Origin of the sequence: Nocardioides sp. NPDC006303 (genome assembly GCF_040613175.1) — a bacterium.
In the GTDB taxonomy this organism is placed as follows: domain Bacteria; phylum Actinomycetota; class Actinomycetes; order Propionibacteriales; family Nocardioidaceae; genus Nocardioides.
Window position 1 is genome coordinate 55,990 of the sequence record NZ_JBEXRR010000021.1, and the last position, 22,989, is coordinate 78,978.

18 protein-coding genes are annotated in these 22,989 nt (G+C 69.4%); 7 read left to right on the plus strand and 11 right to left on the minus strand.

What is annotated here, in order from left to right; all coding sequences use genetic code 11:
• The first annotated feature begins 47 nt into the window (after positions 1–47).
• Positions 48–1,901, plus strand: coding sequence for a DEAD/DEAH box helicase (locus ABZY89_RS17100; protein WP_355229072.1), 1,854 nt, complete (start codon positions 48–50; stop codon positions 1,899–1,901).
• A 203-nt stretch (positions 1,902–2,104) separates the two neighbouring features.
• On the opposite strand, the gene ABZY89_RS17105 is transcribed toward ABZY89_RS17100, so the two are convergent.
• Positions 2,105–2,743, minus strand: coding sequence for a permease prefix domain 1-containing protein (locus tag ABZY89_RS17105; protein WP_355229074.1), 639 nt, complete (start codon positions 2,741–2,743; stop codon positions 2,105–2,107).
• Between the two features lie 168 nt (positions 2,744–2,911).
• Positions 2,912–3,232 carry a helix-turn-helix transcriptional regulator gene (locus ABZY89_RS17110; protein ID WP_008356007.1) on the minus strand — a complete coding sequence of 107 codons (321 nt, stop codon included), beginning with the start codon at positions 3,230–3,232 and terminating at the stop codon, positions 2,912–2,914.
• Between the two features lie 87 nt (positions 3,233–3,319).
• On the opposite strand from ABZY89_RS17110, the gene ABZY89_RS17115 reads away from it, so the two are divergent.
• The 3 genes from ABZY89_RS17115 (at position 3,320) to ABZY89_RS17125 (ending at position 8,585) form a co-directional block, all read left to right on the plus strand.
• Positions 3,320–5,410: an MMPL family transporter gene (locus tag ABZY89_RS17115; RefSeq protein ID WP_355229077.1), complete on the plus strand. Its 2,091-nt coding sequence runs from the start codon at positions 3,320–3,322 to the stop codon at positions 5,408–5,410.
• A gap of 126 nt (positions 5,411–5,536) precedes the next feature.
• Entirely contained in the window at positions 5,537–6,589 is a 1,053-nt protein-coding gene (locus tag ABZY89_RS17120; protein WP_355229079.1) for an SGNH/GDSL hydrolase family protein, read from the plus strand.
• 196 nt (positions 6,590–6,785) lie between these two features.
• Positions 6,786–8,585: a penicillin-binding transpeptidase domain-containing protein gene (locus ABZY89_RS17125; RefSeq protein WP_355229080.1), complete on the plus strand. Its 1,800-nt coding sequence runs from the start codon at positions 6,786–6,788 to the stop codon at positions 8,583–8,585.
• Positions 8,586–8,845: 260 nt separating this feature from the next.
• Here ABZY89_RS17125 and ABZY89_RS17130 read toward each other — a convergent pair whose 3' ends face one another.
• The 4 genes from ABZY89_RS17130 to ABZY89_RS17145 form a co-directional block, all read right to left on the minus strand.
• On the minus strand, positions 8,846–10,348 hold the full coding sequence (locus ABZY89_RS17130) for an SPFH domain-containing protein (protein ID WP_355229081.1): 1,503 nt from the start codon (positions 10,346–10,348) through the stop codon (positions 8,846–8,848).
• A 15-nt stretch (positions 10,349–10,363) separates the two neighbouring features.
• Complete coding sequence (locus ABZY89_RS17135) at positions 10,364–10,894, minus strand: hypothetical protein (protein ID WP_355229082.1); 531 nt, start codon at positions 10,892–10,894, stop codon at positions 10,364–10,366.
• Positions 10,895–11,072: 178 nt separating this feature from the next.
• The gene (locus tag ABZY89_RS17140; protein ID WP_355229083.1) at positions 11,073–11,870 is read right to left on the minus strand and encodes a hypothetical protein; all 798 of its coding nucleotides are present in this window, start codon (positions 11,868–11,870) and stop codon (positions 11,073–11,075) included.
• Positions 11,871–12,027: 157 nt separating this feature from the next.
• Positions 12,028–12,711: a pirin family protein gene (locus ABZY89_RS17145; RefSeq protein WP_355229084.1), complete on the minus strand. Its 684-nt coding sequence runs from the start codon at positions 12,709–12,711 to the stop codon at positions 12,028–12,030.
• A 15-nt stretch (positions 12,712–12,726) separates the two neighbouring features.
• Here ABZY89_RS17145 and ABZY89_RS17150 point away from each other — a divergent pair, with 15 nt between their 5' ends.
• Positions 12,727–13,977, plus strand: a complete 1,251-nt coding sequence (locus ABZY89_RS17150; protein WP_355229086.1) for a family 1 glycosylhydrolase — start codon at positions 12,727–12,729, stop codon at positions 13,975–13,977.
• Here the strand turns inward: ABZY89_RS17150 and ABZY89_RS17155 are convergent, their stop codons facing one another.
• Positions 13,978–14,397 (minus strand): HIT family protein, encoded by a 420-nt coding sequence (locus ABZY89_RS17155; RefSeq protein WP_355229088.1) that lies wholly within the window; start codon positions 14,395–14,397, stop codon positions 13,978–13,980.
• Positions 14,398–14,414: 17 nt separating this feature from the next.
• On the minus strand, positions 14,415–16,415 hold the full coding sequence (locus ABZY89_RS17160; RefSeq protein ID WP_355229089.1) for an NADPH-dependent 2,4-dienoyl-CoA reductase: 2,001 nt from the start codon (positions 16,413–16,415) through the stop codon (positions 14,415–14,417).
• A gap of 281 nt (positions 16,416–16,696) precedes the next feature.
• Between ABZY89_RS17160 and ABZY89_RS17165 the strand changes: the two genes are divergently transcribed.
• On the plus strand, positions 16,697–17,473 hold the full coding sequence (locus ABZY89_RS17165; RefSeq protein WP_355229090.1) for a hypothetical protein: 777 nt from the start codon (positions 16,697–16,699) through the stop codon (positions 17,471–17,473).
• A gap of 22 nt (positions 17,474–17,495) precedes the next feature.
• On the opposite strand, the gene ABZY89_RS17170 is transcribed toward ABZY89_RS17165, so the two are convergent.
• Both ABZY89_RS17170 and ABZY89_RS17175 read right to left on the minus strand, forming a co-directional pair.
• Positions 17,496–18,944, minus strand: coding sequence for a glyceraldehyde-3-phosphate dehydrogenase (locus tag ABZY89_RS17170; protein ID WP_355229092.1), 1,449 nt, complete (start codon positions 18,942–18,944; stop codon positions 17,496–17,498).
• 167 nt (positions 18,945–19,111) lie between these two features.
• On the minus strand, positions 19,112–20,518 hold the full coding sequence (locus tag ABZY89_RS17175; protein WP_355229094.1) for a protein kinase: 1,407 nt from the start codon (positions 20,516–20,518) through the stop codon (positions 19,112–19,114).
• A 186-nt stretch (positions 20,519–20,704) separates the two neighbouring features.
• On the opposite strand from ABZY89_RS17175, the gene ABZY89_RS17180 reads away from it, so the two are divergent.
• The gene (locus ABZY89_RS17180) at positions 20,705–21,868 is read left to right on the plus strand and encodes a CaiB/BaiF CoA-transferase family protein (protein ID WP_355229096.1); all 1,164 of its coding nucleotides are present in this window, start codon (positions 20,705–20,707) and stop codon (positions 21,866–21,868) included.
• Positions 21,869–22,044: 176 nt separating this feature from the next.
• Here ABZY89_RS17180 and ABZY89_RS17185 read toward each other — a convergent pair whose 3' ends face one another.
• Positions 22,045–22,869 (minus strand): hypothetical protein, encoded by an 825-nt coding sequence (locus tag ABZY89_RS17185; protein WP_355229097.1) that lies wholly within the window; start codon positions 22,867–22,869, stop codon positions 22,045–22,047.
• Positions 22,870–22,989: the final 120 nt, after the last annotated feature.

Genomic DNA, 22,989 nt, shown 5'->3' on the forward strand with positions numbered 1-22,989 from the left:
GCGCCGAGAAATGCATAGAACGTGCTATATGGGCCTACCGTTGGAGGGTGAGCACCGACCCTGAATCTGCCGTATCCACCACTACCGCGCCCGAGGAGCCGAGCGCGCCCAGCGGTGGGTCCAGCGCGGAGGCTGAGCAGGGTCCGACGTTCGACTCACTCGGCCTCTCCGCCAGCGTCCTCGGCGCGGTGAAGGCGCTCGGCTACGAGACGCCCAGCGCCATCCAGGCCGCGACCATCCCGTCGCTGCTCGAGGGGCGTGACGTCGTCGGTCTCGCGCAGACCGGCACCGGAAAGACCGCTGCGTTCGCGCTGCCGGTGCTCTCCAACCTCGACATCCACCAAAACGCGCCCCAGGCGCTGGTGCTCGCGCCGACGCGTGAGCTGGCCCTGCAGGTGTGCGAGGCATTCGAGCGTTATGCGTCCAACCTCAACGGCGTGCGCATCCTGCCGGTCTACGGCGGCCAGGGCTACGGCCCGCAGCTGACCGCACTCCGTCGCGGCGTGCATGTCGTCGTCGGCACGCCCGGCCGGATCATGGACCACCTGGAGAAGGGCACGCTCGACCTCTCCCAGCTGCGCTTCCTGGTGCTCGACGAGGCCGACGAGATGCTCAACATGGGCTTCGCGGAGGACGTCGAGACGATCCTCGCCGACACCCCCGAGGACAAGCAGGTCGCGCTCTTCTCGGCGACCATGCCTGCGCAGATCCGGCGCCTGTCGAAGAAGTACCTTCGCGATGCGAAGGAGATCTCGGTCAAGGCGAAGACCCAGACCGCCACGAACATCACCCAGCGCTACCTGATGGTGTCCTACCCCCAGAAGGTCGACGCGCTCACCCGCATCCTCGAGGTCGAGAACTTCGAGGGCATGATCGTCTTCACGCGCACCAAGTCCGAGACCGAGTCGCTGGCCGAAAAGCTCCGTGCGCGAGGTTTCCTGGCCACCGCGATCAACGGTGACATCGCTCAGAACCAGCGCGAGAAGACCGTCAACCAGCTCAAGGACGGCTCGCTGGACATCCTGGTCGCGACCGACGTCGCGGCTCGTGGTCTCGACGTCGAGCGGATCTCGCACGTGGTCAACTACGACCTGCCGACCGATGTCGAGGCGTACGTCCACCGCATCGGCCGCACCGGGCGTGCCGGCCGCACCGGCGACGCGATCTCGTTCGTCACCCCGCGTGAGCGGTGGCTGCTGCGCGCGATCGAGAAGCACACCAAGGCGCAGCCGACGCAGATGCAGCTGCCCTCGGTCGACGAGGTCAACGCGACCCGCCTCTCCCGCTTCGACGACGGCATCACGGCCGCGCTGCAGGAGGGCGAGCGCATCGAGTTCTTCCGCGACGTGGTGCGTCACTACGTCGAGGAGCACGACATCCCCGAGGTCGACGTCGCGGCCGCTCTGGCCGCGGTGCTCCACGGCGAGGAGCCCCTGCTCCTCGACCCCGAGCCGGAGAAGCCTGCCTACGAGGACCGGCGTGGACGCCGCGATGACCGCGGCAGCGACCGTGGCCCTCGCCGCGAGACGGGTACGTCGCGTCAGACGGGTCAGCCGCTGGCCACCTACAAGATCCAGGTCGGCAAGCGCCACCGCGTCGAGCCGCGCCAGATCGTCGGCGCCATCGCCAACGAGGGCGGCCTGCGCCGCGCCGACTTCGGCAACATCTCCATCCGCAACGACTTCTCGCTCGTCGAGCTCCCCGCGGACCTGGCTCCCGAGACCTGGAAGGCGCTCGAGTCGACCCGCATCTCCGGCAAGCTCATCGAGCTCTCCGAGGACTCCGGTGGCGGCCCCGTGCGTCGCTCGGGTGGTCGCTTCGACAAGGGCGGCCGACCGGGCAGCAGCTCCGACTTCGGCGACCGTCCTCGCAAGCCGCGGCAGAAGCGCAAGTTCGACTGACGTTGGGATACCCGGTTAACCGGGTATTCCTGCACTTCTCAGGCATTGCAACGCCTGAGAAGTGCAGGCGTTGCCTGAACACCGTGACGGAAGTGGCGGGAGGGACGTCCCGACGAGCGTTCGCCCACGCGTCAGCCCGCTGGCGAACCGGGACGACCGTAGGCTCACCGACCGCTGCCTGAGCGGCTGGGGCACTCGTGTTTTCAGCAGGCGGCGAGGGTGCGCTGGGCGGAGAGGGCGACCAGGGCGAACGGCGCGGCCATGAACGCGAGCGCGCTGAGAGCCAGGAACACGGTGAGGCCGCCGGTCAGGGCGAGCATGGTGAAGCCGATGATCGGCACGATCATGGCCGTGGCCAGGGACCAGGTGGCGGTGATCCGGGCTGTACGGCGCCCGATCCGGAGCCAACGCTGACCGATCGCGGTCACCGCCAGCGCGACCAGGGCTCCGATGGCGCCTGCTGTGCCGACGTACCCGATGACGATGTCGAGGACGTGGAAGAGGCCGCTGTCGGGAGCGGCTGAGTGGGCGCTCGCGCCGAGGTCGATCCCGCCGTCCCACAGGAAGGCCTGGGGGAGCATGACGAGGACGAGCAGGACGGCCGTACGTCGGGCTGCGCCGATCGCGACGGTGTCGCGGAAGCCGGGGGCGATGTCGTCGACCGAGCCGAAGTCGCGCAGGGCGAGCGCCTCGGCCTCGGTGGGTGTGTAGCCCGCGGCGGCGTAGGCGTCGGTCGCGTCCTCGAGGTGGTCGCCGGCCTCGCGCAGGAGGTCGCGCCGGGTCCAGCTCGGGCCGGGGATCGCGGCGCGCAGGTCCGCAAGATAGACGTCGACGGCGCTCATACGCTCATCTTCTGCTCTCCGCGGTGTCGGCCACATCAGGGAACTCCCTGAATGACTCTCCAGAAGTGCCGTCTCGGCCGACACAACTGCCGTCTCGGCCGACGCAACTGCCGTCTCGGCCGACGCAAGTGCCGTCTCGGCCGACGTAAGTGCCGTTTCGGCGACGGGTCAGGCTTCGCCGAGCACGCCGGAGACGACCTTGGCGAAGGTCCGCCACTCCTGGCGGTGGGCGGCGAGGGCGTTGCGGCCGGCGGAGGAGAGCTCGTAGGTGCGGCGCTTGCGGCCGCCGACCTCGGACCAGGAGCTGTCGAGGTAACCGGCCTTCTCCAGGCGGCGCAGCGCGGGGTAGATGGTGCCGGTGGGGAGGTCGAGCTCGCCGCCGCTGCGGGCGCTCAGGGCCTCGATGATCGCGTAGCCGTGGAGGGGCTGTTTCTCGACGACGGCCAGGATCAGCGAGTCGAGGTGGCCACGGAGGGCATCGGCTTTCATGTAGACAGCCTACACAGTCCGTCGTACATTGTCTCCATACATGTTGCCAGGCTATCTATAGCCAGGCGAGTCACGACAGGAGACACGATGACCACCCAGACGATCACGAGACCCAGTCCGCTGCGGCGGCTGGCGTCCTTCTCCCAACGCCATCACTGGACCGCGCTGCTGCTGTGGGTGGTCGTCCTGGTGGGTGTGACGGCCGCGGCGCAGAGCATCGGCGACGACTACCGCAACTCCTTCGACATCCCCGGCACCCAGTCGCAGGAGATGGCCGACCTGCAGGCGAAGCACGGCGGATCGACCGGTGACGAGGTGCGCGCGGTCATCCACGATGAGCGCGGCTGGAACACCGACGAGCAAGCCGTGGACCAGCTGCTGGCCGACCTCGCCGAGGTCCCTCATGTCGAGACCGTGGAGGCGGCGGATCCGCAGCGCGGGTCGGTGAGCGAGGACGGTACGACCGCGCTGGTCACCGTGGTGATGGACGCCGAGGCCGGCGAGCTCCCCGTGAGCGCCTATGAGCCGTTCCTCGAGCTGTCGGACGAGGCGTCGACCGACGACCTCCAGGTCGAGATGGCCGGCGACTCGATGCGCGAGGTGAACGAGGGCGAGGGCGGCAGCTCCGAGGGGATGGGCATGCTCGCCGCGCTGGTGATCATGCTGTTCATGTTCGGCTCGTTCCTGGCTGCGAGCCTGCCGCTGATCACCGCGATCTTCGCGGTCGGCACGACCTTCGGCGTGGTCACGCTGCTCTCGCACCTGACCACGATCCCGGACTACACCGCGCCGATGCTGATGATCGTCGGGCTCGGCGTGGGCATCGACTACGCCCTGCTGGTCTTCTCGCGCTACCGCAGCGAGCTGCTCGCTGGCGCCACCCGCGAGGACGCCACGGCGACCGCGCTCGACACTGCCGGCCGCTCGGTCCTCTTCGCCGGCGTCAGCGTGATCCTCGCTCTCTGTGGCCTCTACGTGCTGCAGCTGACCTCGATCCAGGGGGTCGTGCTCGGCGTCGCCCTCACCGTCCTGATGACCATGATCGCCGCGGTCACCCTGCTGCCGTCGCTGCTGACGCTGTTCGGCAAGCGCCTGGAGAAGTCCGTACGCAAGCACGCGGCCCGATCGCGCCGCGAGCCCGGCCAGCGCTGGCGGGCCTGGGCCTCCGGTGTCCAGCGGCACCCGTGGGCCGCGCTGGTCGTCTCCGTGGTCGTGCTCGGCGCGCTGGCCGCCCCGGTCCTCAGCCTCCAGCTCGGCTTCGCCGACGCCGGCAACGACGACCCATCCTCGACCACGCGGAAGGCGTACGACCTGGTCAGCGACAAGTTCGGTCCCGGTGCCAACGGCCCGCTCATCATCATGACCGAAGGCTCCCAGGAGCAGGCGGTCGCTGCGTACGAGAAGGTCACGGGGTACGAGGGCGTGGCGTCCGTGACGCCGCCGCAGCCGTCGGCCGACGGTGCGGTGTACACCTCCATCGCCTTCCCGGAGACCGGCCCGCAGGACGCCGAGACCACCGAGCTGGTCAAGGACCTCCGGGAGGACCTCGGCGATGATGTCCTCGTCGGCGGATCGACCGCGGCGCTGATCGACTACTCCGACGCGGTCGGGGAGAAGCTGCCGCTCTTCATCGGGCTCGTCGTCGGGCTCTCCTCGCTGCTGCTGATGTGCGTCTTCCGGTCCGTGGCGGTGGCGATCAAGGCGGCCATCCTCAACCTCCTCTCGATCGGTGCCTCGATGGGCGCGATGACGTACGTCTTCCAGGAGGGGCTGCTCGGGGTCGAGCCTGGTCCCATCGAGGCGTTCCTGCCGGTGATGACCTTCGCGATCGTCTTCGGGCTCTCGATGGACTACGAGGTCTTCCTGATCTCGCGGATGCGCGAGGAGTGGCTGCGCAGCGGCGATGCCCAGGAGGCGGTCCGAGAAGGGCTGGCGCACACCGGCGGCGTCATCACCGCGGCCGCCGCCATCATGGTCGTGGTCTTCGGTGCCTTCTGGTTCAGCCCGGACCGGATGCTGCAGGAGATGGGCTTCGTGATGGCGGTGGCGGTGCTGCTCGACGCGGTCCTCGTGCGGTGCCTCATCGTGCCGGCGGTGATGCGGCTGCTCGGCGCCGGTGCCTGGTGGCTGCCGCGGTGGCTCGACCGGCTCCTGCCGAGGCTGCAGAACGTCGGATGAACTTCGGGTAAGCGGGTTCCGGACAGTTACTTGGACATGAAACAAATTTCCTGCGGGCGTGAGTAAGGGCGCGTACAACCGAATAGAAGGGCCGCCACCGGTGGCCCATGGCTTTCGGGAGTTGCCATGAACGGTTTGACCTTCCGCCTGTCCAAAGTCCGCCTCGCGGTCTCCCTCACATCCATCGCCCTTCTCGGCGCCGGCCTCGCCGTCGCCCCAGGCTCCCCGGCTACCGCGAACCCCATTGCTTCGGGCTTCGCTTCAGCAGCCGGGGAGCCTTACGTCGCCCTGGGTGACTCCTACTCCTCCGGAGTAGGCACCCGCAGCTACATCGCAGACGGCAGCCAATGCATGCGGTCGACCCTGGCGTACCCGAGCCTGGTCGCCGCGGCGAAGAGCTACAGCCTCAACTTCCGCGCCTGCTCGGGTGCGGTCGTCGCCGACGTCACCAACAGCCAGCTCAGTGCGCTGTCCAGCTCGACCCGTTACGTGACCATCTCCGTCGGTGGCAACGACGCCGGCTTCGCCGACGTGATCACCGAGTGCGCTCTCCCCGCCTGGGCGAGCGACTGCGCGGGAGCCGTCGCGGGTGCCCAGAACTACATCCGCAACACGCTCCCGGCCAGCCTCGGGACGCTCTACTCGAGGATCCGGTCGGCTGCCCCCAGCGCGAAGGTGGTGGTCGTGGGCTATCCGAAGCTGTTCATGGGCGAGGACTGCAACGCGCTCACCTGGTTCAGCCCGCAGGACGAGGCGATCCTCAACGACACCGCGGTGCTCCTCAACAACACCACCGCCTCGCGGGCGAGCGCCGCCGGATTCGGCTACGTCAACCCGATCAGCCGCTTCACCGGACACGCGGTCTGTGACAACCCAGAGTGGGTCAACGGGCTCTCCAACCCGATCGAGGAGTCCTACCACGCCAACGCCGCCGGTCATCGTGACGGCTACACCCCTCTGGTGAGCTCGCCGCTCACCGGCGCCGCGGTCACCGCGACCCCAGGCGTGATCGCCTCGGCCGAGGCGACCGGTCCCGCGCAGGCCGCCAAGCAGAGGAAGTACGCCGCTCTCGACCGCCACATCGAGCCGAAGGTGTTCCAGCCGCCGACCCGTGAGCGTCTGGAGAAGCTCGCCGACCAGCGCGGCGTCGACCTGGACGCCTGGCTGGCAACGCACTGATCCAGGTGGTGGTGAAGCCGGGCGTGTCCACCAGGCGCGCTCGGCTTCACAACCTCCGCGTTGGAAGGGTGTAACCCAATCTTGGGGGCGAGGCTGATAGAACCGTTCCATGCGAGTCTCCCGGGGCATAGCGGCCCTTGCTGTTGCCTTACCGCTGCTTGCCGCATGTGGTGGGGCCAAGGACCCGACTCCGAGCATGTCGAGCCTGACCACGGCGCTGGAGACCGGCACCTTCACGAAGGTCGACTTCGTGGCGAAGACCGATCCGGCTTCCGTTGCCACCGACTACAGCAATCTGACCGGCAACCTCTTCGGGAAGCTGGGCGCGCCCGACGTGTCCGCGACCAAGCCGGTCTTCTCCGGCCACGGCACCGACAGCGCGAAGTCGACGCTCACCTGGGCGTGGGGACTGCCGGGCGGTCGGTGGACCTACGAGTCGGAGGTCGAGCTCCGCAAGACCGACGACACGTGGGAGTTCGTCTGGGAGCCGACGGTCGTCGCCCCGACGCTCGCCGAAGGACGCAGCCTCCACGTCGAGACCGTCCAACAGCAGCGCGGCGAGATCCTGAGTACGTCCGGAGCGACCCTGGTCGCGGATCGGCCGGTCGTCACGGTCGGCATCGACAAGACCCTGATCGACCCGGTGGCGGCTCCCGCGGCCGCCCGCGACGTCGCCGCGATCGTCGGGGTCAACCCGAAGCGCTACGCCAAGCGCGTCAAGGCGGCCGGTGACAAGGCGTTCGTCGAGGCGCTCTCGATCCGCAAGCCGATGATGACGAAGGCCAAGGCCGCGAAGATCGCCAAGATCAAGGGCGCCGCGATGCTCAACCGGACCCTCCCGCTCGGCCCGACCAAGGAGTTCGCCTCGCCGGTCGTCGGCATCGTCGGTGAGGTCACGTCGGAGATGATGAAGAAGAAGCCCGGAACCTACCTCCCGGGTGATCTCGCCGGTCTCTCCGGGTTGCAGGCGCGCTACGACGAGCAGTTGCGCGGGAAGCCCGGGCTGCAGGTCGCGGTGCTCGGCGACGAGGGCGAGGTCCTCAAGCGGCTCTACAGCACCGACCCGATCGACGGGAAGTCGTTGACCGTCACCCTCGACGAGCGGCTGCAGAAGAACGCCGAGAAGATCCTGAAGCGCGTCAAGCCCGAGAGCGCCCTGGTCGCGATCCGGCCCAGCGACGGTGCCTTGCTGGTTGCCGCCAACGGCGAGGACAACAAGATGAACCTGGCCACCTACGGCCAGGCGGCTCCGGGCTCGACCTTCAAGGCCGCGACCACGCTGGCCCTGCTGCGCAAGGGGCTCAACGCCAAGAGCCAGGTCACGTGTCCGGCCAAGGCCACCATCGACGGCAAGACCTTCAAGAACGACTCCTGGTACCCGAAGTCGGCCCTCGGCGAGATCACCCTCGCCCACGCCGTCGCCGAGTCCTGCAACACCGCCATGGTCGGCGCGGCCGGCGAGGTCGGCCACGCCGAGATCGCCTCGGCCGCCGCCTCGCTGGGCTTCGGCATCGACCGCGACGCCGGCTTCACCTCCTACTTCGGCCAGATCCCCGAGCCCGCGGGCGAGACCGAGCACGCCGCCGACCTGATCGGGCAGGGCAAGGTGCTCGCCTCGCCGCTCGTGATGGCCGCCGTCATCGGCTCCATCCAGGCCGGTCACACCGTGGTCCCGACCCTCGTCGAGGGCCAGGTCGCCAAGCCGTCGGGCGTCGAGCCGCTCGCGGCCGACGAGGCCGAGCAGCTGCGTACGATCTTCCGGGGTGTGGTCACCGACGGCACCGGCAGCGGCCTGGCCGATGTGCCGGGCAAGCCGGTGATCGCCAAGACCGGCACGGCCGAGTTCGACCGCAACGGCAAGCGCCTCACGCACACCTGGATGATCGCGGCGCAGGGCGACCTGGCCGTGGCCGTCTACGTCGACGAGGGCGAGAACGGCGCCGCCACCTCGGGCCCGCTCGTCGAGGCGTTCCTGCGGATGGTCAACGAGCGCTGAGGACCGGCCAAATGAGATGTGGCCCGGCCGTTAGGCCGGGCCACATTCAATTTCCCTCGGTGCTTCTCTACCGACGGGGGGAACAGTAGAGAAGCTCGAGGGGCGAGCCTGGCGGCCTTTCGGCCGCGAGGCCCGGTCGAGGTTTGGAGTGCTCCCTCCCTACGTCGACGTGGATACATAACCAGACTTGTTCCTGGCTGTCACGTCTATGTCGCTTTTCTACCGGATCTGTGACCGGGTGTTAGCAACGTGTGGATCGGTCACTGCCCGGCCGGGATCTCCACGGTGCCGTTCGCCGAGGTCGAGTCGGCGGCCTTGCGGAGCATCGCGCCGAGGTCGACGCCGGTCGTGGTCTTGAGCATGTTGAGGGTCTGGATGACGTTGTCGTTGACCTGCTTCGGGATGGCGCCGGCCCCCTCGGTGGAGAGCACGGTGAGGTTGTCGATGGCGCTGATCGGCGCGGCGACCTCCCTGGCGACCTGCGGCAGGACCTCGATGAGCATCTGCAGCACAGCGGCGTCGTTGTAGGACGCGAACGCCGCGGCGCGCTTGTCCATCGCCTCGGCCTCGGCGTGACCGACGGCCAGGGTGGCGGCAGCGCTCGCCTCACCCTCGGCCCGGGTGGCCTCGGCGCCGGCCAGACGCAGCGACTTCTGCGCGTCACCGCGCCGGGCGCCCTCGATGGCCTCCGCCTCAGCCAGAGCGGCACGGCGGGCCTTCTCGGCCTCGCCGGAGAGTCGGGCCTGCTCGGCGTCGGCCTCGGCAGCGGCGATGGTCGACGCCTTGCGGGCCTCCGCGGCGGCGATCTCGGCGCTGCGGCGACCCTCGGCCTCCTGCTCGACGCGGTAGCGCTCCGCGTCGGCGGGCTTGCGCACCTGCGTCTCGAGCTGTCGCTCGGTCAGCGCCGCCTGGCGTACGGCGACCTTCTCCTGCTCGGTGAGGATGGCCTGGTCGCGGTCGGCCTGGGCCAGCGGGCCGGAGGCGGCGGCGTTGGCGGTGGCCGCGTCGGTCTCGGCCTTGATCTCGGCCTGCTTGAGCGCGAGCGCGCGCTGGGCGACCGCGATCTCCTCCTCGGCCTTGATCCGGGCCTGCTCGGCCGCACGACGGGCCTCGGCCTCCGCGATCGAGGCGGCCTGGGTGATGCGGGCGGCCTCGGGGCGGCCCAGGTTGGCGAGGTAGGAGCCGTCGTCGGTGACGTCCTGGATCTGGAAGGTGTCCAGGATCAGGCCCTGGCCGGTGAGCGACGACTCGGACTCGTCGGCGACCCGCTGGGCGAACGCGGCCCGGTCACGAATGATCTGCTCGACGGTCAGGCCACCGACGATCGAGCGCAGCGCACCGGCGAGCACCTCCTGCGTGAACGGCTCGATCTCCTCCTGCTGGGAGAGGAACCGCTGTGCGGACAGCCGGATCTGATCGGCGTTGCCGCCCACCTTCACGATCGCGACACCCTCGAGGTTGAGCTTGATGCCCTGTCCGGAGACCGCGCCGCGGATCTGGACCGAGATCCGGCGCGAGGAGAGGTCCATGGTCGCCAGCTTCTGGACGAACGGCACCACGAAGACGCCGCCACCGAGCACGACCTTCTGGCCTGACAGGTCGGTGGTGAGCTGGCCGGTCTCGGGGTTGAGCACCGCCTTGCCCTTGCGGCCGGTGACGATGAACGCCTGGTTGGGACCGGCGACCTTGTAGCGGCTGGTGACCAGCAGCAGAAGCAGGATGAGAAGTACGACAAGGCCGGCGATCGGCACCAGCAGTTCCATGAGGACCCCTTCAGGTCAGGAGGTGATCTCGCGCCAGGTCGGCGCGACGGTGACTGCCGTCGGTGAGAGGACTCCGGTGACGTGCACGGCGGTGCCGGGCGTGATCGTCTCGTCGGTGTCGGGTGCCTTGGCGTTGTAGGTCACCGTGTGGCCCCCGAGGGCGACCCGTACCACGCCGAACCCGTCTGCCGGGATCGTGGTGATCACGGCAGCGTCCAGGCCGACGGCGGCCTCCCCCGAGGGCGCCGCGTCGGTCTGGTCATCCTTCAGCAGGCGAGTCAGCCACAGTGCGAACCAGGCGAAGAGCGCTCCGACGACGGTGCCGGTCAGGATGGACGGCAGCAGGCCGAGGCCCAGCGGCCCGTGGGCGATGGCACCGCCGAACCCGAACGCCGACACGAATCCGGCCAGCGCGGCGGTGGAATAGGAGTCGCTCGCCAGCCAGTCCAGCAGGCCGCCGAGGAAGCCGTCGAGGAGGTCGCCGATCACCAGCGACACCAGCAGGAGGCCCAGCCCGACGGCTCCGATGATCAGGAACGTCGTCACACAATCCTCCACACTTAGCAGCAGTCTATGGCGGACTGTATCCGTCGCTTCCCGGCCTGTCCGCGCTTTATCCGCCTTGGTCGAAAGGCCGGCGAAGAAGCTCGGTCGATGCTGGGTGAAACAGCCTGCCCGGCTCGCCTCCTCAGAGGACAGGCCGGGCAGGCGAGGGTGGATCAGGTCACTGAACCGGCAGGACCGTCACGAACGACTTGGCGTCGACAGCGCCGCTGTCAGCGCTGCCCTGGTCGTCGGCGTAGCCGAAGGCGTACACCTTGACCTCGGCGGCCTGGTCCAGCTCGACCACGCGGGTGGACGAGCAGTGCGACTCACGGTTGGCCAGCGTGCTGATCGCGCCGGTGAAGCAGGTGCCGAGGTCCTGGCCCCAGCCGCCGTTCGAGCCGTCCTGGACCCGCACAGCGAGCTGCATCCGGGTGTCGCCGGAAGTGGCTTGGTTGTTGATGAAGAAGCCCTCTGCGGTCAGCACGTACTTGCCGGCGGCGAGGTTCACGGTGGCGAGCTCGGTGGCGCGCACGTCCGGGGCCTTGCCGAACGAACCGCCGACGTTGGTGACGGCCTTGGGGGCGCTGGCCGAGTAGATCGGCTCCACGACACCATCCGCGCCGTCGGTGCCGGGTGCGCCAGGCGCGCCGGGTGCGCCAGGTGCACCGGGGTCGCCCTTGGCGCCCTTGAGGCTCTTCTCGGTGGTGTCGTTGATGTCGGCGCCGGTGATCGAACCGTTGCGGATCTCCGAGGTGCCGACACCGTTCTCGGCGATGTCGCCGGACACGAGGGACTGGTCACGCACCTCCGAGGTGCCGACGCCGGCCGCGGCGATGTCGCGGGACTGGATGGTCTGGTCGGCGATCTGGGCCGAGGTGATCTGCGCGGCCGCGTACGCGCCCCCGCCGCCGAAGATCGCCGCGGTGGTCGCTGCGATGACGATGGTGGGGACCTGTCCCATAAGCTTCTTGAGCATGACTCTCCTTTGAACCCGTTTGCATGTCTAGGGGGCCAGATACCTCGAGAAGCCGGCCCGCGGCCCAACCTGCACGCAAGGTAAAGAACTGCACCCCGCGTTCTCGTGCCGATCCCCCAAACTGGGTATGAGAAGCGTCAACGCGCGCATCCGCGCGCTAGTCGAAGCACCAGAGCAGAAGCTCAGTCGGTACGCCCGCGCTGATCGTGAACTCCGGCGGCAGGTCGTCGCCGGCGGTCACCTCGAAGGCGTCGCCGGCGGTGAGCGGCTCGGCCATCCCGCTGCGGAGGAGCGCGCCGGAGGCGACGTGGAGATGGCGGAGCCTGGCCTCCGGGAGGGTGATCTCGGCAGGGCCGGCAGTGCCGACGTGGCCGACCCGCAGCGTCCCCTGGTCCAGGCGGACCGCCTCGGTCCACTCGCCCTCGACGGCGGCGACGTCGTGGACGGCGTACGCCGGGGCGCCGGTGCTGCCAGCGATCCAGACCTGGATGAACCGGGTGCCGGCGGCCGAGGCGAACTCGGAGTGGTCGACACCGTCGCCGGTGGTGAAGACGCCGACCTGGCCGGGCGCGACGGTGCCGGTGGCGCCGGTCGAGTCGGTATGGGTCACCTCGCCGGACAGCGGCCAGGTCACGATCGTGACGCCGGCGTGGTGATGGGTCTCGAACCCCTCACCGTTGCCCAGCAGGTGCTCGTCGTAGGTCACGATCGGGCCGAAGCCGACGCGCTGGGGGTCGTAGTGGGAACCGAATGAGTAGGTGTGCCAGGTAATTTTTCCTGGCCGGAGGCCGGGCGGACGTTCCGTGAATCGGGCGTTTCCTCGGCGGATCTGGGCAGTCACAGTCATGATTGTGCCGTGGCGTTTCCCAAGTTCCCGACCGGCTTCGTGTTCGGCACTGCAGACGCCACCCGGCCGGGGGGCGAGCAGGATGTTGCGCTGCTTCAACGTCTCGGTGCGCCGGGATACCGCTTCGCGGTCTCCTGGCGTGAGCTTCAGCCGGGTGGGCGCGGTGCCTTCGATCCCGATGCCCGCGCTCGTTACGACCGCCTGGTCGACGAGCTGCTCGAGGCCGGTCTGCGCCCGTCGGCCACGCTCTACGCCGGCGAGCTGCCGGAGACGCTGGCCGCCGACGGGGGCTGGCTCAACCGCGCCACGGTCGACGCGTTCGGCGATTACGCCGAGACGGTCGCGGACCTGATCGGCGACCGGGTCCCGGAGTGGGTCCCGGTCCAGGACCCCAACGTGGCCGGCTACCTCGGCTACGGGCTCGGCACGATCGCGCCCGGCCGCCGCGCGGGCTGGGGAGTCGTCGCGGCGATGCACCACCTGCTCCTCGCCCACGGCCGCGGCGTGCAGGTGCTGCGCGCCGCCGGTGTCGAGTCGGTCGGGTGCGCCAACCACCACGAGCCGATCTGGCCGCTCTCGGAGGATCCCGCCGACGTCGGCGCGGCCAAGCTCATCGACCTGGCCTGGAACGCGGTGCCTCTCGAGGCGATGCTGATGGGCCGCTACCCCCGTGACATCGCCGGTCTCGCCGACGAGGTCACCATGCCGGGCGACATGGCCGTGATCCGTTCACCCCTCGACTTCTACGGGGTCAACTTCTTCGCGCCGCAGCGCATCGGCGCCTCCGCCGAGGGTGACGACATCCCGTTCCGGATGGTGCCGCTCGTCGGCTACCCCGCCACCGACACCGGCTGGGGCGTGGTGCCCACCGCCCTGCGGGAGTGGCTGATCATCACCCGGTCCCGCTATCGCGCCGCGATGCCGCCGATCGTGGTGACCGAGTGCGGTGCTGCGTACGACGCTCCGATGGTCGATGGCGAGGTCGACGACCAAGCCCGGATCGACTACCTCGAGGCACACCTGGAGGCGGTCTCGGCTGCGATCGAGCGCGGTGTGGACGTACGCGGCTTCTACGCCTACACCCTGCTCGACCGTGACGGTTGGGAAGCACCGTTCACCGGCAAGGACTGGGAGGACGGCGTGGGCGGGAAGTACGGCCTGGTGCACGTCGACGCTGCCGGGGTGCGTACGCCCAAACGCTCCTTCGGCTGGTACGCCGACATGGTCGCCGCCCACGCCGAAGGCGCCCCGACGGGCTGATCAGAAGGCGAGCTTCTCGCCGATCGCCTTGATCGCGTCCATGTCGCCCGGGTGCGGCACCCAGGGGAGCGTGAGCGAGTCCTTGGTCTTGTCGGTGTAGCGCGGGATCACGTGGAAGTGCAGGTGGAACACCGTCTGCCACGCGGCCGGCCCGCAGTTGTTGAGTACGTTGACCCCGTCCGCCTGGAGCACGTCGACCGCCCGCTTCGCGACCGCCTGGGCGGTCTTGGCGGTCGCGGCGAAGACTGCCGGGTCGGCCTCCAGGACGTCCTTGGTGTGCGTCTTCGGCACCACCACCGTGTGGCCTTCGGCCGCCGGGGCGATGTCGCTGAAGGCGTACGTCTCCTCGTCCTCGTAGACCTTCGTCGAGGGGATGTTGCCCGCGACGATGTTGCAGAACAGGCAGTCGGGATCGCTCATATTCCGAGGCTATCGGGTCACAGGCCCGCGGCGACCTCGGTGCCCTGGCTGATCGCGCGCTTGGCGTCGAGCTCGGCGGCCACGTCGGCCCCGCCGATCAGGTGCCAGTGCTCGCGCTCGGTCCACAGGTCGCGCACCGACTCCTGCCCAGCGCAGAGGATCACGTGGTCGACCTCGAGCGTGCGGGGCTCGCCGTCGACGGCGTAGTGGAGGGTGAGGGAGTCGTCGCCGGCCTCGATCTTGTCGTACGTCGCACCCCGGACCTGCTTGACGCCGTCCTGCTTCAGGTGGGCGCGGTGGGCCCAGCCGGAGGTCTTGCCGAGACCGATGCCGATCGGGGTGGACTTGCGCTGCAGCAGGGTCACCTCGCGAGCCGGTGCTTCCAGGACCGGTCTGGTCAGACCGCCGCGGAAGATCGCCGGGTCACCGACGCCCCACCGGGCCTTCCACTCCTCGAGGGTCTCCGGCTGGTGGGTCAGCCAGGCGGACACGTCGACACCGATGCCGCCGGCGCCGATAACGGCCACGCGGCGGCCCGGGACGACCCGGCCGGCGAGTACGTCGGCGTACGTCACGACCCGGTCGTCCTCGGAGCCGGCGATCTGCGGGAGCCGCGGCGTGACGCCGGTGGAGACGATGACGTGGTCGAACGGCTCCAGGTCCGCGCTGGTGGCCTCGGTGTCGAGACGTACCTCGACGCCCAGCACCTCCAGGCGCCGGGTGAAGTAGCGCAGCGTGTCCTTGAAGTCCTCCTTGCCGGGCACCGCCATCGCGAGGCGGAACTGGCCTCCGACCTGCGAGGACTTCTCGAACAGGGTCACCGCGAAGCCGCGCTCGGCGGCCGAGGTGGCGGCGGCGAGGCCGGCCGGTCCGGCGCCGACGACGGCCACGGTCTGCTTGAGCTTGGTCGGCCTGAGCACCAGCGTCGTCTCGCGCGCCGCGCGGGGGTTGACCAGGCAGGAGGCGGCCTTGTTCGAGAAGGCGTGGTCCAGGCAGGCCTGGTTGCAGGCGATGCAGGTGTTGATCTCGTCGGTGCGGCCCTCGGCGGTCTTCTTGGCGAACTCGGGGTCGGCCAGCAGCGGCCGGGCCATCGAGACCAGGTCGGCCTTGCCCTCGGCGATCGCGCCGTCGGCGAGCTCGGGGGTGTTGATCCGGTTGGAGGCGCAGACCGGGATCGACACCTCGGCCTTGAGGCGGGCGGTCATGTCGAGCCACGCACCACGCGGGACCTGGGTGATGATGGTGGGCACCCGCGCCTCGTGCCAGCCGATCCCGGTGTTGAAGACCGAGACCCCGGCGTCCTGGAGCGCGTACGCGAGCTCGATCGTCTCCTCCCAGGTCTGGCCGTCCTCGACCAGGTCGAGGATCGAGAGCCGGAAGATGATCGGGAAGTCGTCACCGACCAGCTCGCGCGAGCGCCGCACGATCTCGACCGGGAACCGCATCCGGTTGGTCGCGGTGCCACCCCAGCGGTCCTCGCGCTGGTTGGTCCGCTCGGCGAGGAACTGGTTGATCAGGTAGCCCTCCGACCCCATGATCTCGACCGCGTCGTAGCCCGCCTTCTTCGCCAGCGAGATGCTCTTGGCGAAGTCGTTCACGGTCGCGTCCACAGCCTTGTCGGAGAGGGCCGCGGGCTTGAAAGGGTTGATCGGCGCCTGGACGGCCGAGGCGCTGACCGAGAACGGCGTGTAGGCGTAGCGACCCGCGTGCAGCACCTGCATCGCGATCGCGCCGCCCTCCTCGTGAACCGCGCCGGTGACCCGGCGGTGCTGGGCGGCGTGCAACCGGGAGCTCATCTCGCTCGCGAACGGCTTCAGCCAGCCGCGCTTGTTCGGGGCGTAGCCGCCGGTGATGATCAGCCCGGTGCCGCCGCGTGCCCGCTCGGCGAAGTAGGCCGCCAGCTTCGGGATGTCCCACGCGTGGTCCTCGAGGCCGGTGTGCATCGACCCCATCACCACGCGGTTGCGCAGCGGGAGCGACCCGATGGTGATCGGTGAGAGCAGGGATTCGTACGCCATGGACGCATGCTACTCATGAGTAATAAGAAGGTGCCAGTGCCCGTTCCACCAAGGGTCCGCTGAGGAACACCTCGGCGACCGTTTCCTGAGCCCAACTTCGATGCGCGTTCCTTTTACAAGACGATGACACCTTGTGAACGGTTCACAAAGCGTCATCGTCTTGTAAAAGGAGCGGATCCGGGGTTCCGGTGGAAGGCCACCCAGGCGGTTTCCACAGGCTTTTCCACAGGATCTTGATTTCGGCTCGCGCGGGGCGACATCGGTTCATATCGTCCCTGCGCATGGCGGGCACTACACGAATCACGACGCGCGAGGCGATACGTCGGATCTGCGAGCTGCACATGATCGGGAAGGTCGAGGCGAACAGAGTCCTGACCACCGGTCTCGCCGGCCGAGGGCACAGGGCGGGCAGTGCGATCGTCTATGACGTCGGCAGGCTGGCCGAGCTGTTGGCCCGGCCGCGCTGCACGGACCAGACGTTGGATGCGGTCCGGCCGCTCATCGTCAGGCTCGGTCGCGATCGCAAGCTGAACCTCTCACAGACCTGGGAGGAGCAGGCCGAGATCGTGCGACGCAACTGGTACGTGCCGCCCCTCCTCGCCTCGATGCTGGACCGCTGGGGCTGCCTGGACGGCGGCCGGTTCCCGCTGGTCGCGACGGTCGCCAGCTGGGTGGTGTTCGGAGCGGAGGTGACCGGCCACACCTTCGACGAAGGAGCACCACCGGCTGCGAACCGCAGCACGCCGCCACGTACGTTCCGGGTGGAGCCGCCGGGCGACTGGTTCGAGCCGATGAAGGAGACCTGGCTGCCCCTCGAGCGGGGGCCGGCCGTGACGGTCTGGGGTGCGCCGACGAACGGCCCGTTGCGTGAGGTCGACTGGCTCAGGGTCGATGCCGACAAACAGAAGGAGCGGCTCGAGTACGAGATGTGGCTCCGATCCGCCCCGGTCCTGCGCGACGTGGCGCAGGTCGGCCTGACCGACACCGATGCCATCCTCCGGGCTTGGGACCAAGATGCCCCGCCTCATCCGGAGATCGGACGAGACGGGGCAGCGTAGGAGCTGTTCCGCTTCAGGCGGCTCAGACAGTGGCCGGGGCCGGGAAGGTCGGGTACTCGACACCGGAGATCGACTGCACGGTGCGGACGACCTGGCAGGAGTAGCCGAACTCGTTGTCGTACCAGACGTAGAGGATGGCGGAGTCGCCGTCCACGATGGTCGCGTTGCCGTCGACGATCGAGGCGGCGCGGGAGCCGATGAAGTCGGAGGAGACCGCGTCGCGGGCGGTGGTGAAGTCCACCTGGCGACGCAGCTCGCCGGTGAGCGAGGCCTCGCGGAGGTAGTCGACGACCTCTTCCTTCGAGGTCTCGCTCTTGAGCGAGAGCGACAGGATCGCGATCGAGACATCCGGGGTGGGGATGCGGATCGAGTTGCCGGTGATCTTCGCCTTCAGGTCCGGGAGCGCCTTGGCGACGGCGGAGGCGGCACCGGTCTCGGTGAGCACCAGGTTGAGCGGTGCGGAGCGGCCACGGCGGTCGGCCTTGTGGTAGTTGTCCAGCAGGTTCTGGTCGTTGGTGAACGAGTGCACCGTCTCGACGTGACCGCGGACGATGCCGAAGCGGTCCTCCATCAGCTTCAGCGGCGGCACGATCGCGTTGGTCGTGCAGGAGGCGCAGGAGATCACGGACTCGTCGCCGGTGAGGGTCTGGTGGTTGACACCGTGGACGATGTTGGGGACGTCGCCCTTGCCCGGCGCGGTGAGCAGGACCTTCTTGACGCCCGGGCGCAGGTGCTGCGAGAGGCCCTCGCGGTCGCGCCACTTGCCGGTGTTGTCGATGAGGATGGCGTCCTTGATGCCGTACGCCGTGTAATCGACCGTCGTCGGGTCGTTGGAGTAGATGAACTGGATCGGGTTGCCGTTGGCGATGATCACGCCGTTCTTCTCGTCCACCGTGATGGTGCCGGCGAACTGGCCGTGGATCGAGTCGCGACGCAGCAGCGAGGCGCGCTTGATGAGGTCGTCCTCGCCGCCCTTGCGGACGACGACGGCCTTCAGCCGCAGACCGTGGCGCGAGCCGGCCTTCTCGACGAGGAGCCGGGCGACGAGCCGGCCGATCCGGCCGAAGCCGTAGAGCACGACGTCCTGGCCGCCGTTGCGCTCGAGCTTGTTCTCGCCCGTGGCGCCGGACAGCTTCTCGGCGACGAAGTCGTCGACGGAGAGACCACGCTCGTCCTCGGCGTACTGGACCGCGAGCAGGCCCAGGTCGATCTTCGAGGGACCGAGGTCGAGCTTCGCGACTGCCTGGAGCAGCGGGAACGTCTCGGTGACCGAGAGCTCCTCGCCCTCGATCTGGCGCGCGAAGCGGTGCGCCTTGAGGATCGAGATGTCGGCCTTGCTCACCAGCGACCGGCTGTGGACCAGGATGGTGACATCCTTCTCGCGGTAGAGCTTGCCGATGATCGGGATCATCGTCTCCGCGAGCTCCTCGCGGTGCTGCCAGTCGTTGAAGGTCTCGTCGGTGTCGCTCACAGCTCAACTTTCGGTTGCTCGGGAAGAAGGGACGGCACACCCCGCCAGGCTCGATTATCGGCGTGACGGGACCCCCGGCCACCTTGATCGATCCAACCTCGGACACGATGTGACCGGGGTCTCTCCGGCCCCTACGAGCCGCCCTCCAGAACGAGCTGACCGAGCCGTCAGGGAGTCGCGGTCGCGGTCGGATCCTCGGCGGGATCCCCGGTCGGCTCGGCCGTCGCGGTCTCGGTCGGCTCGGCCGTGGGGGTCTCGGTGGCCGGGTCGGTGGCCGGGTCGCTGGGGGCCGGCGCGCTCGCGTCCGGTGACTCAGAAGGCGCCGTGTCGCCAGTGGCCGTACCGCTGCTGGGAGCGATCTCGCCGTCGCCCTCCGCGCCCTCGTCGTCGGGTTCCTCGTTCAGCCCGGGATCCGTCCCGGTGTCGACCGAGCCGCCGACCGGCGTCGTCGGCGCGGTGCTGCTCTCGCCGGTGGTCGGCTCGGCAGACGGCGTCACCTCGCCGACCTTCGGCGTCTCGTCCTGGCCGGGCAGGAGGCTGGGGTTGGCGGCGACGGCCACGCCGGCCGAGACCAGGACCACGGCCGCCGCGGCCAGGACCGCGACCTTCCAGCGCCGGCGGGACGGCTGGGCAGGCTCAGCGAACGTGGGTGCCATCGTCGGCAGGTCGGCGGTGTCGGAAGAAGCCGTGGCGGGGTGTGGGGCGCGCGCGATCCCGCCCGTGGCGAGCGCCGGCGACAGCGTGCCGACACTGGTCGCCTCCTCCGAGGTGACCGGGGCCGGCAGCAGGGTCCAGTCGCCGTTGGTAGCCAGGATGTCCGCGGCGGAGGGGCGTCCGGTCGGGTCCTCGGCCAGGCAGGCGGCGACCAGCGGGCGCAGGTAGACCGGGCAGAGGCTCAGGTTGGGCGACTCGCCCTTGAGGAGATGTCCCATCGAGCCGATCTCGCCACTGAACGGCCAGCGGCCGGTGGCGGCGACGAAGGCGACCAGACCCAGTGCCCAGATGTCGACGGCGCTGGAGAAGGTGCCGGTCTGGACCTGCTCGGGCGCCTGGTAGCCGTAGGTGCCGACCGCCTTGCCGGTCTGGGTCAGCGCGGTGCCGTCGACGGAGCGGGCGATGCCCATGTCGATCACGCACGGGTCGGTGGCGCCGTAGAGGATGTTGCCCGGCTTGATGTCGCGGTGGACCAGCCCGGCAGCGTGCACCGCGGCGAGGGCCTCGGCGACACCGGCGACCAGTTGGCGTACGTCGATCTCGGGCAGGCGCTGGCCGGAGCCGATCAGCTTGTTGAGCGGCGGGTCGGCGACGTACTCGCTCGCCATCCAGGGCTGCTCGGCATCGGGGTCGGCGTCGAGCACCTTCGCGGTGAACCGGCTCTCGACCCTCTTGGCTGCCTGGATCTCCCGCTCGAACCGCGCGCGGAACCCCGGGTCGGAGGTGAGCTCGGGAAGGATCGCCTTCACCGCCGCCTTCATCCCGTGCGCGTCCTCGCCCAGATAGACGACGCCCATGCCGCCGTGGCCGAGGCGGCCGGTGAGCACGTACGGACCCATCTCGCGGGGATCGTTCGCCATCAGCGGGCTCACAGAGCTGGCCTGGGGGGCGGACTGGGGGGACGTGGGGATTTCCCGAGACAACTTCTCTGCTCCTGTGCACCGGCGAGTGTGTCTCGGAGCGTATCGGACTCGGCTCCGCGATCAGGTCACGCCGGGCGGAGCGTTCCGGACTCTGGGAGGCTGGACTTTGGAAGGATGGCCGTCATGACTGAATCAGTGACGTTGGGCCAGGGCACCGGTCCCCTCCGCGGGGTGAAGGTCGTCGAGCTGGCGGGGATCGGGCCGGGGCCGCACGCCTGCACGCTTCTCGCGGACATGGGCGCGGACGTGATCCGGGTCGACCGGCCGGGCGGCAACGTGCTCGGCGGCGGTGCTGGCGACCTGCTCACCCGCGGCCGCCCGAGCATCGCGCTGGACCTCAAGAACCCGGACGCCGTCGAGACCGTCCTGCGCCTGGTGGAGACCGCCGACGTGCTCATCGAGGGGCTGCGCCCGGGCGTCACCGACCGCCTCGGCCTGGGACCTGACACCTGTCTGGAGCGCAACCCGCGCCTCGTCTACGGCCGGATGACCGGCTGGGGACAGGATGGTCCGCTGGCCCAGTCCGCCGGCCACGACCTCACCTACATCGCCACCACCGGCGTGCTCAACGGGCTCGGCCAGGACCGGGACCGTCCGCACTTCCCGCTCAACCTGCTCGGCGACTTCGGGGGCGGATCGACCTACTTGGTGATGGGCATCCTGGCCGCGCTCGTCGAGGCCAAGACAACCGGCCAGGGGCAGGTCGTCGACGCCGCGATCGTGGACGGAACCGCCCACCTCGCCACGATGATCTCGGGGATGCTCGCCTCCGGCACCTGGCACGAGCAGCGGCAGAGCAACCTGCTCGACGGCGCGATGCCGTTCTACGCGCTCTACGACACCTCCGACGGCCGGCAGGTCGCGGTCGGTGCGCTGGAGGGCAAGTTCTTCGCCGAGATGGTCACCCGGCTCGGGCTCGACGGGGTCTGCCCGGGTCAGTACGAGATGGAGCGCTACGACGAGATGCGCGACCTCTTCGCCAAGACCTTCGGGTCCAAGACGATGGCCGAGTGGGCCGAGCTCTTCGAGGGCACCGACGCCTGCGTCGCCCCCGTCCTCACCCCCTCCGAGGCCGCTACGCATCCGCACCTGCAGGCCCGCCAGACGTACGTCACCCACCACGGCGTCACCCAGCCCGCCCCCGCTCCGCGGTTCAGCCGCACCACCTCCACCTTGGGTGCGGGACCGGCCGCCAGCGCTGGTCAGCACACCCGCGAGGCCCTCGCCGCCTGGGGCATCGAGGACGCCGACGCGCTGATCGAGAAGGGTGCCGCGTTCCAGGGCTGACGCGAAGGGAACCGTGTTGGTCTCGACACGCCTCCGCCTAGCGGCTACGGCGGCTCGACCAGCGGTTGTCTCGTCGGTCGAGCCGGTGTCGAGACCAACGCGGTCGCCAACGAGAAACGGCGCGGCGTACGACCCGAAGGTCATACGCCGCGCCGTTCTAGGTGACGCGGGTTGGCTCAGTCCTTGTGGACCAGAGCGGCAGCGCGGCGACGCAGGACCACGACGAGCGCGGTGCCGGCAGCGGCAGCGCCGGCGAGCATGGCCAGCAGCGGCCACATCGCGGGTACGGCGGAGTCGCTCTCACCGGCGAGGCCGGCGTCGATGTTGGTCGGGACGTCGGAGTCGGTGACCGGCGCCTCGGAGGACTCCTCGTCAGCGGGCTCGGTCTCGTCGGAGACCGGGGTGGCCTCGGTCGGCGTCTCGGAAGGCTCCTCGGACGGGGTCTCGGACGGGGTCTCCGAAGGCGACTCGGAGGGAGACTCGGAGGGGGACGGCGAGGGGGACTCGGTCGCCTCGTCGCAGTTCTCGAACCAGAAGACCTTGGACTTGGTGTCGTTGCCCTTGCTGCCCGGGGTGTGGACGGTGACCTTCACGTGGTAGCCCTGCTGGGCGTGCGCGACACCGGTCGAGTGGAGGGTGTAGGTCTCGCGGCCGTCGAAGCCGTCGTCGGTGCCCGCGCCGGAGGCGGCGTCGTCGCCGACGAAGACCTCGAGCTCACCGTCGACGTCGAGCTCGCCGTCGAGGGTCGGCGCCTGCAGCTCGAAGGAGACCTTCGAGACGATGTCGACGCCCTCGTCGAAGCCGTACCACTCGATGTCGAACTTGCATCCCTGGTGGGGGTCGTTCTCCGGCGTGGTGTCGGGCGCGTCGTCGGGAGCGAGGTACTCCTCGATCTTGACGGTGCCGTTGTTGCCGGCCGGGTCGGTCGCGAACGCCGGGGCGGCTGAGAGCCCGGCAAGGGTGACGCCGGCGACGATCGCGCCGGCGCGTACGAAACTCAACACTCGAAAACCTTTCGAAGACCATCTGACCGCACCATGCGGTCCGCATGCAGCCTCAGCCACCGAAAGCGATGGGTGAGTGACCCCGAAATCGCTGTGGATGCTTCGCCGCCCCCACAG

Bases quoted from the DNA above. Each gene is read 5' to 3' on its own strand.
- ABZY89_RS17160 (WP_355229089.1), bottom strand. From the start codon at position 16,415: ATGGCGTACGAATCCCTGCTCTCACCGATCACCATCGGGTCGCTCCCG.
- ABZY89_RS17115 (WP_355229077.1), top strand. From the start codon at position 3,320: ATGACCACCCAGACGATCACGAGACCCAGTCCGCTGCGGCGGCTGGCG.
- ABZY89_RS17155 (WP_355229088.1), bottom strand. From the start codon at position 14,397: ATGAGCGATCCCGACTGCCTGTTCTGCAACATCGTCGCGGGCAACATC.
- ABZY89_RS17180 (WP_355229096.1), top strand. From the start codon at position 20,705: ATGACTGAATCAGTGACGTTGGGCCAGGGCACCGGTCCCCTCCGCGGG.
- ABZY89_RS17140 (WP_355229083.1), bottom strand. From the start codon at position 11,870: ATGCTCAAGAAGCTTATGGGACAGGTCCCCACCATCGTCATCGCAGCG.
- ABZY89_RS17165 (WP_355229090.1), top strand. From the start codon at position 16,697: ATGGCGGGCACTACACGAATCACGACGCGCGAGGCGATACGTCGGATC.
- ABZY89_RS17105 (WP_355229074.1), bottom strand. From the start codon at position 2,743: ATGAGCGCCGTCGACGTCTATCTTGCGGACCTGCGCGCCGCGATCCCC.
- ABZY89_RS17110 (WP_008356007.1), bottom strand. From the start codon at position 3,232: ATGAAAGCCGATGCCCTCCGTGGCCACCTCGACTCGCTGATCCTGGCC.
- ABZY89_RS17120 (WP_355229079.1), top strand. From the start codon at position 5,537: ATGAACGGTTTGACCTTCCGCCTGTCCAAAGTCCGCCTCGCGGTCTCC.
- ABZY89_RS17175 (WP_355229094.1), bottom strand. From the start codon at position 20,518: ATGGCGAACGATCCCCGCGAGATGGGTCCGTACGTGCTCACCGGCCGC.
- ABZY89_RS17130 (WP_355229081.1), bottom strand. From the start codon at position 10,348: ATGGAACTGCTGGTGCCGATCGCCGGCCTTGTCGTACTTCTCATCCTG.
- ABZY89_RS17125 (WP_355229080.1), top strand. From the start codon at position 6,786: ATGTCGAGCCTGACCACGGCGCTGGAGACCGGCACCTTCACGAAGGTC.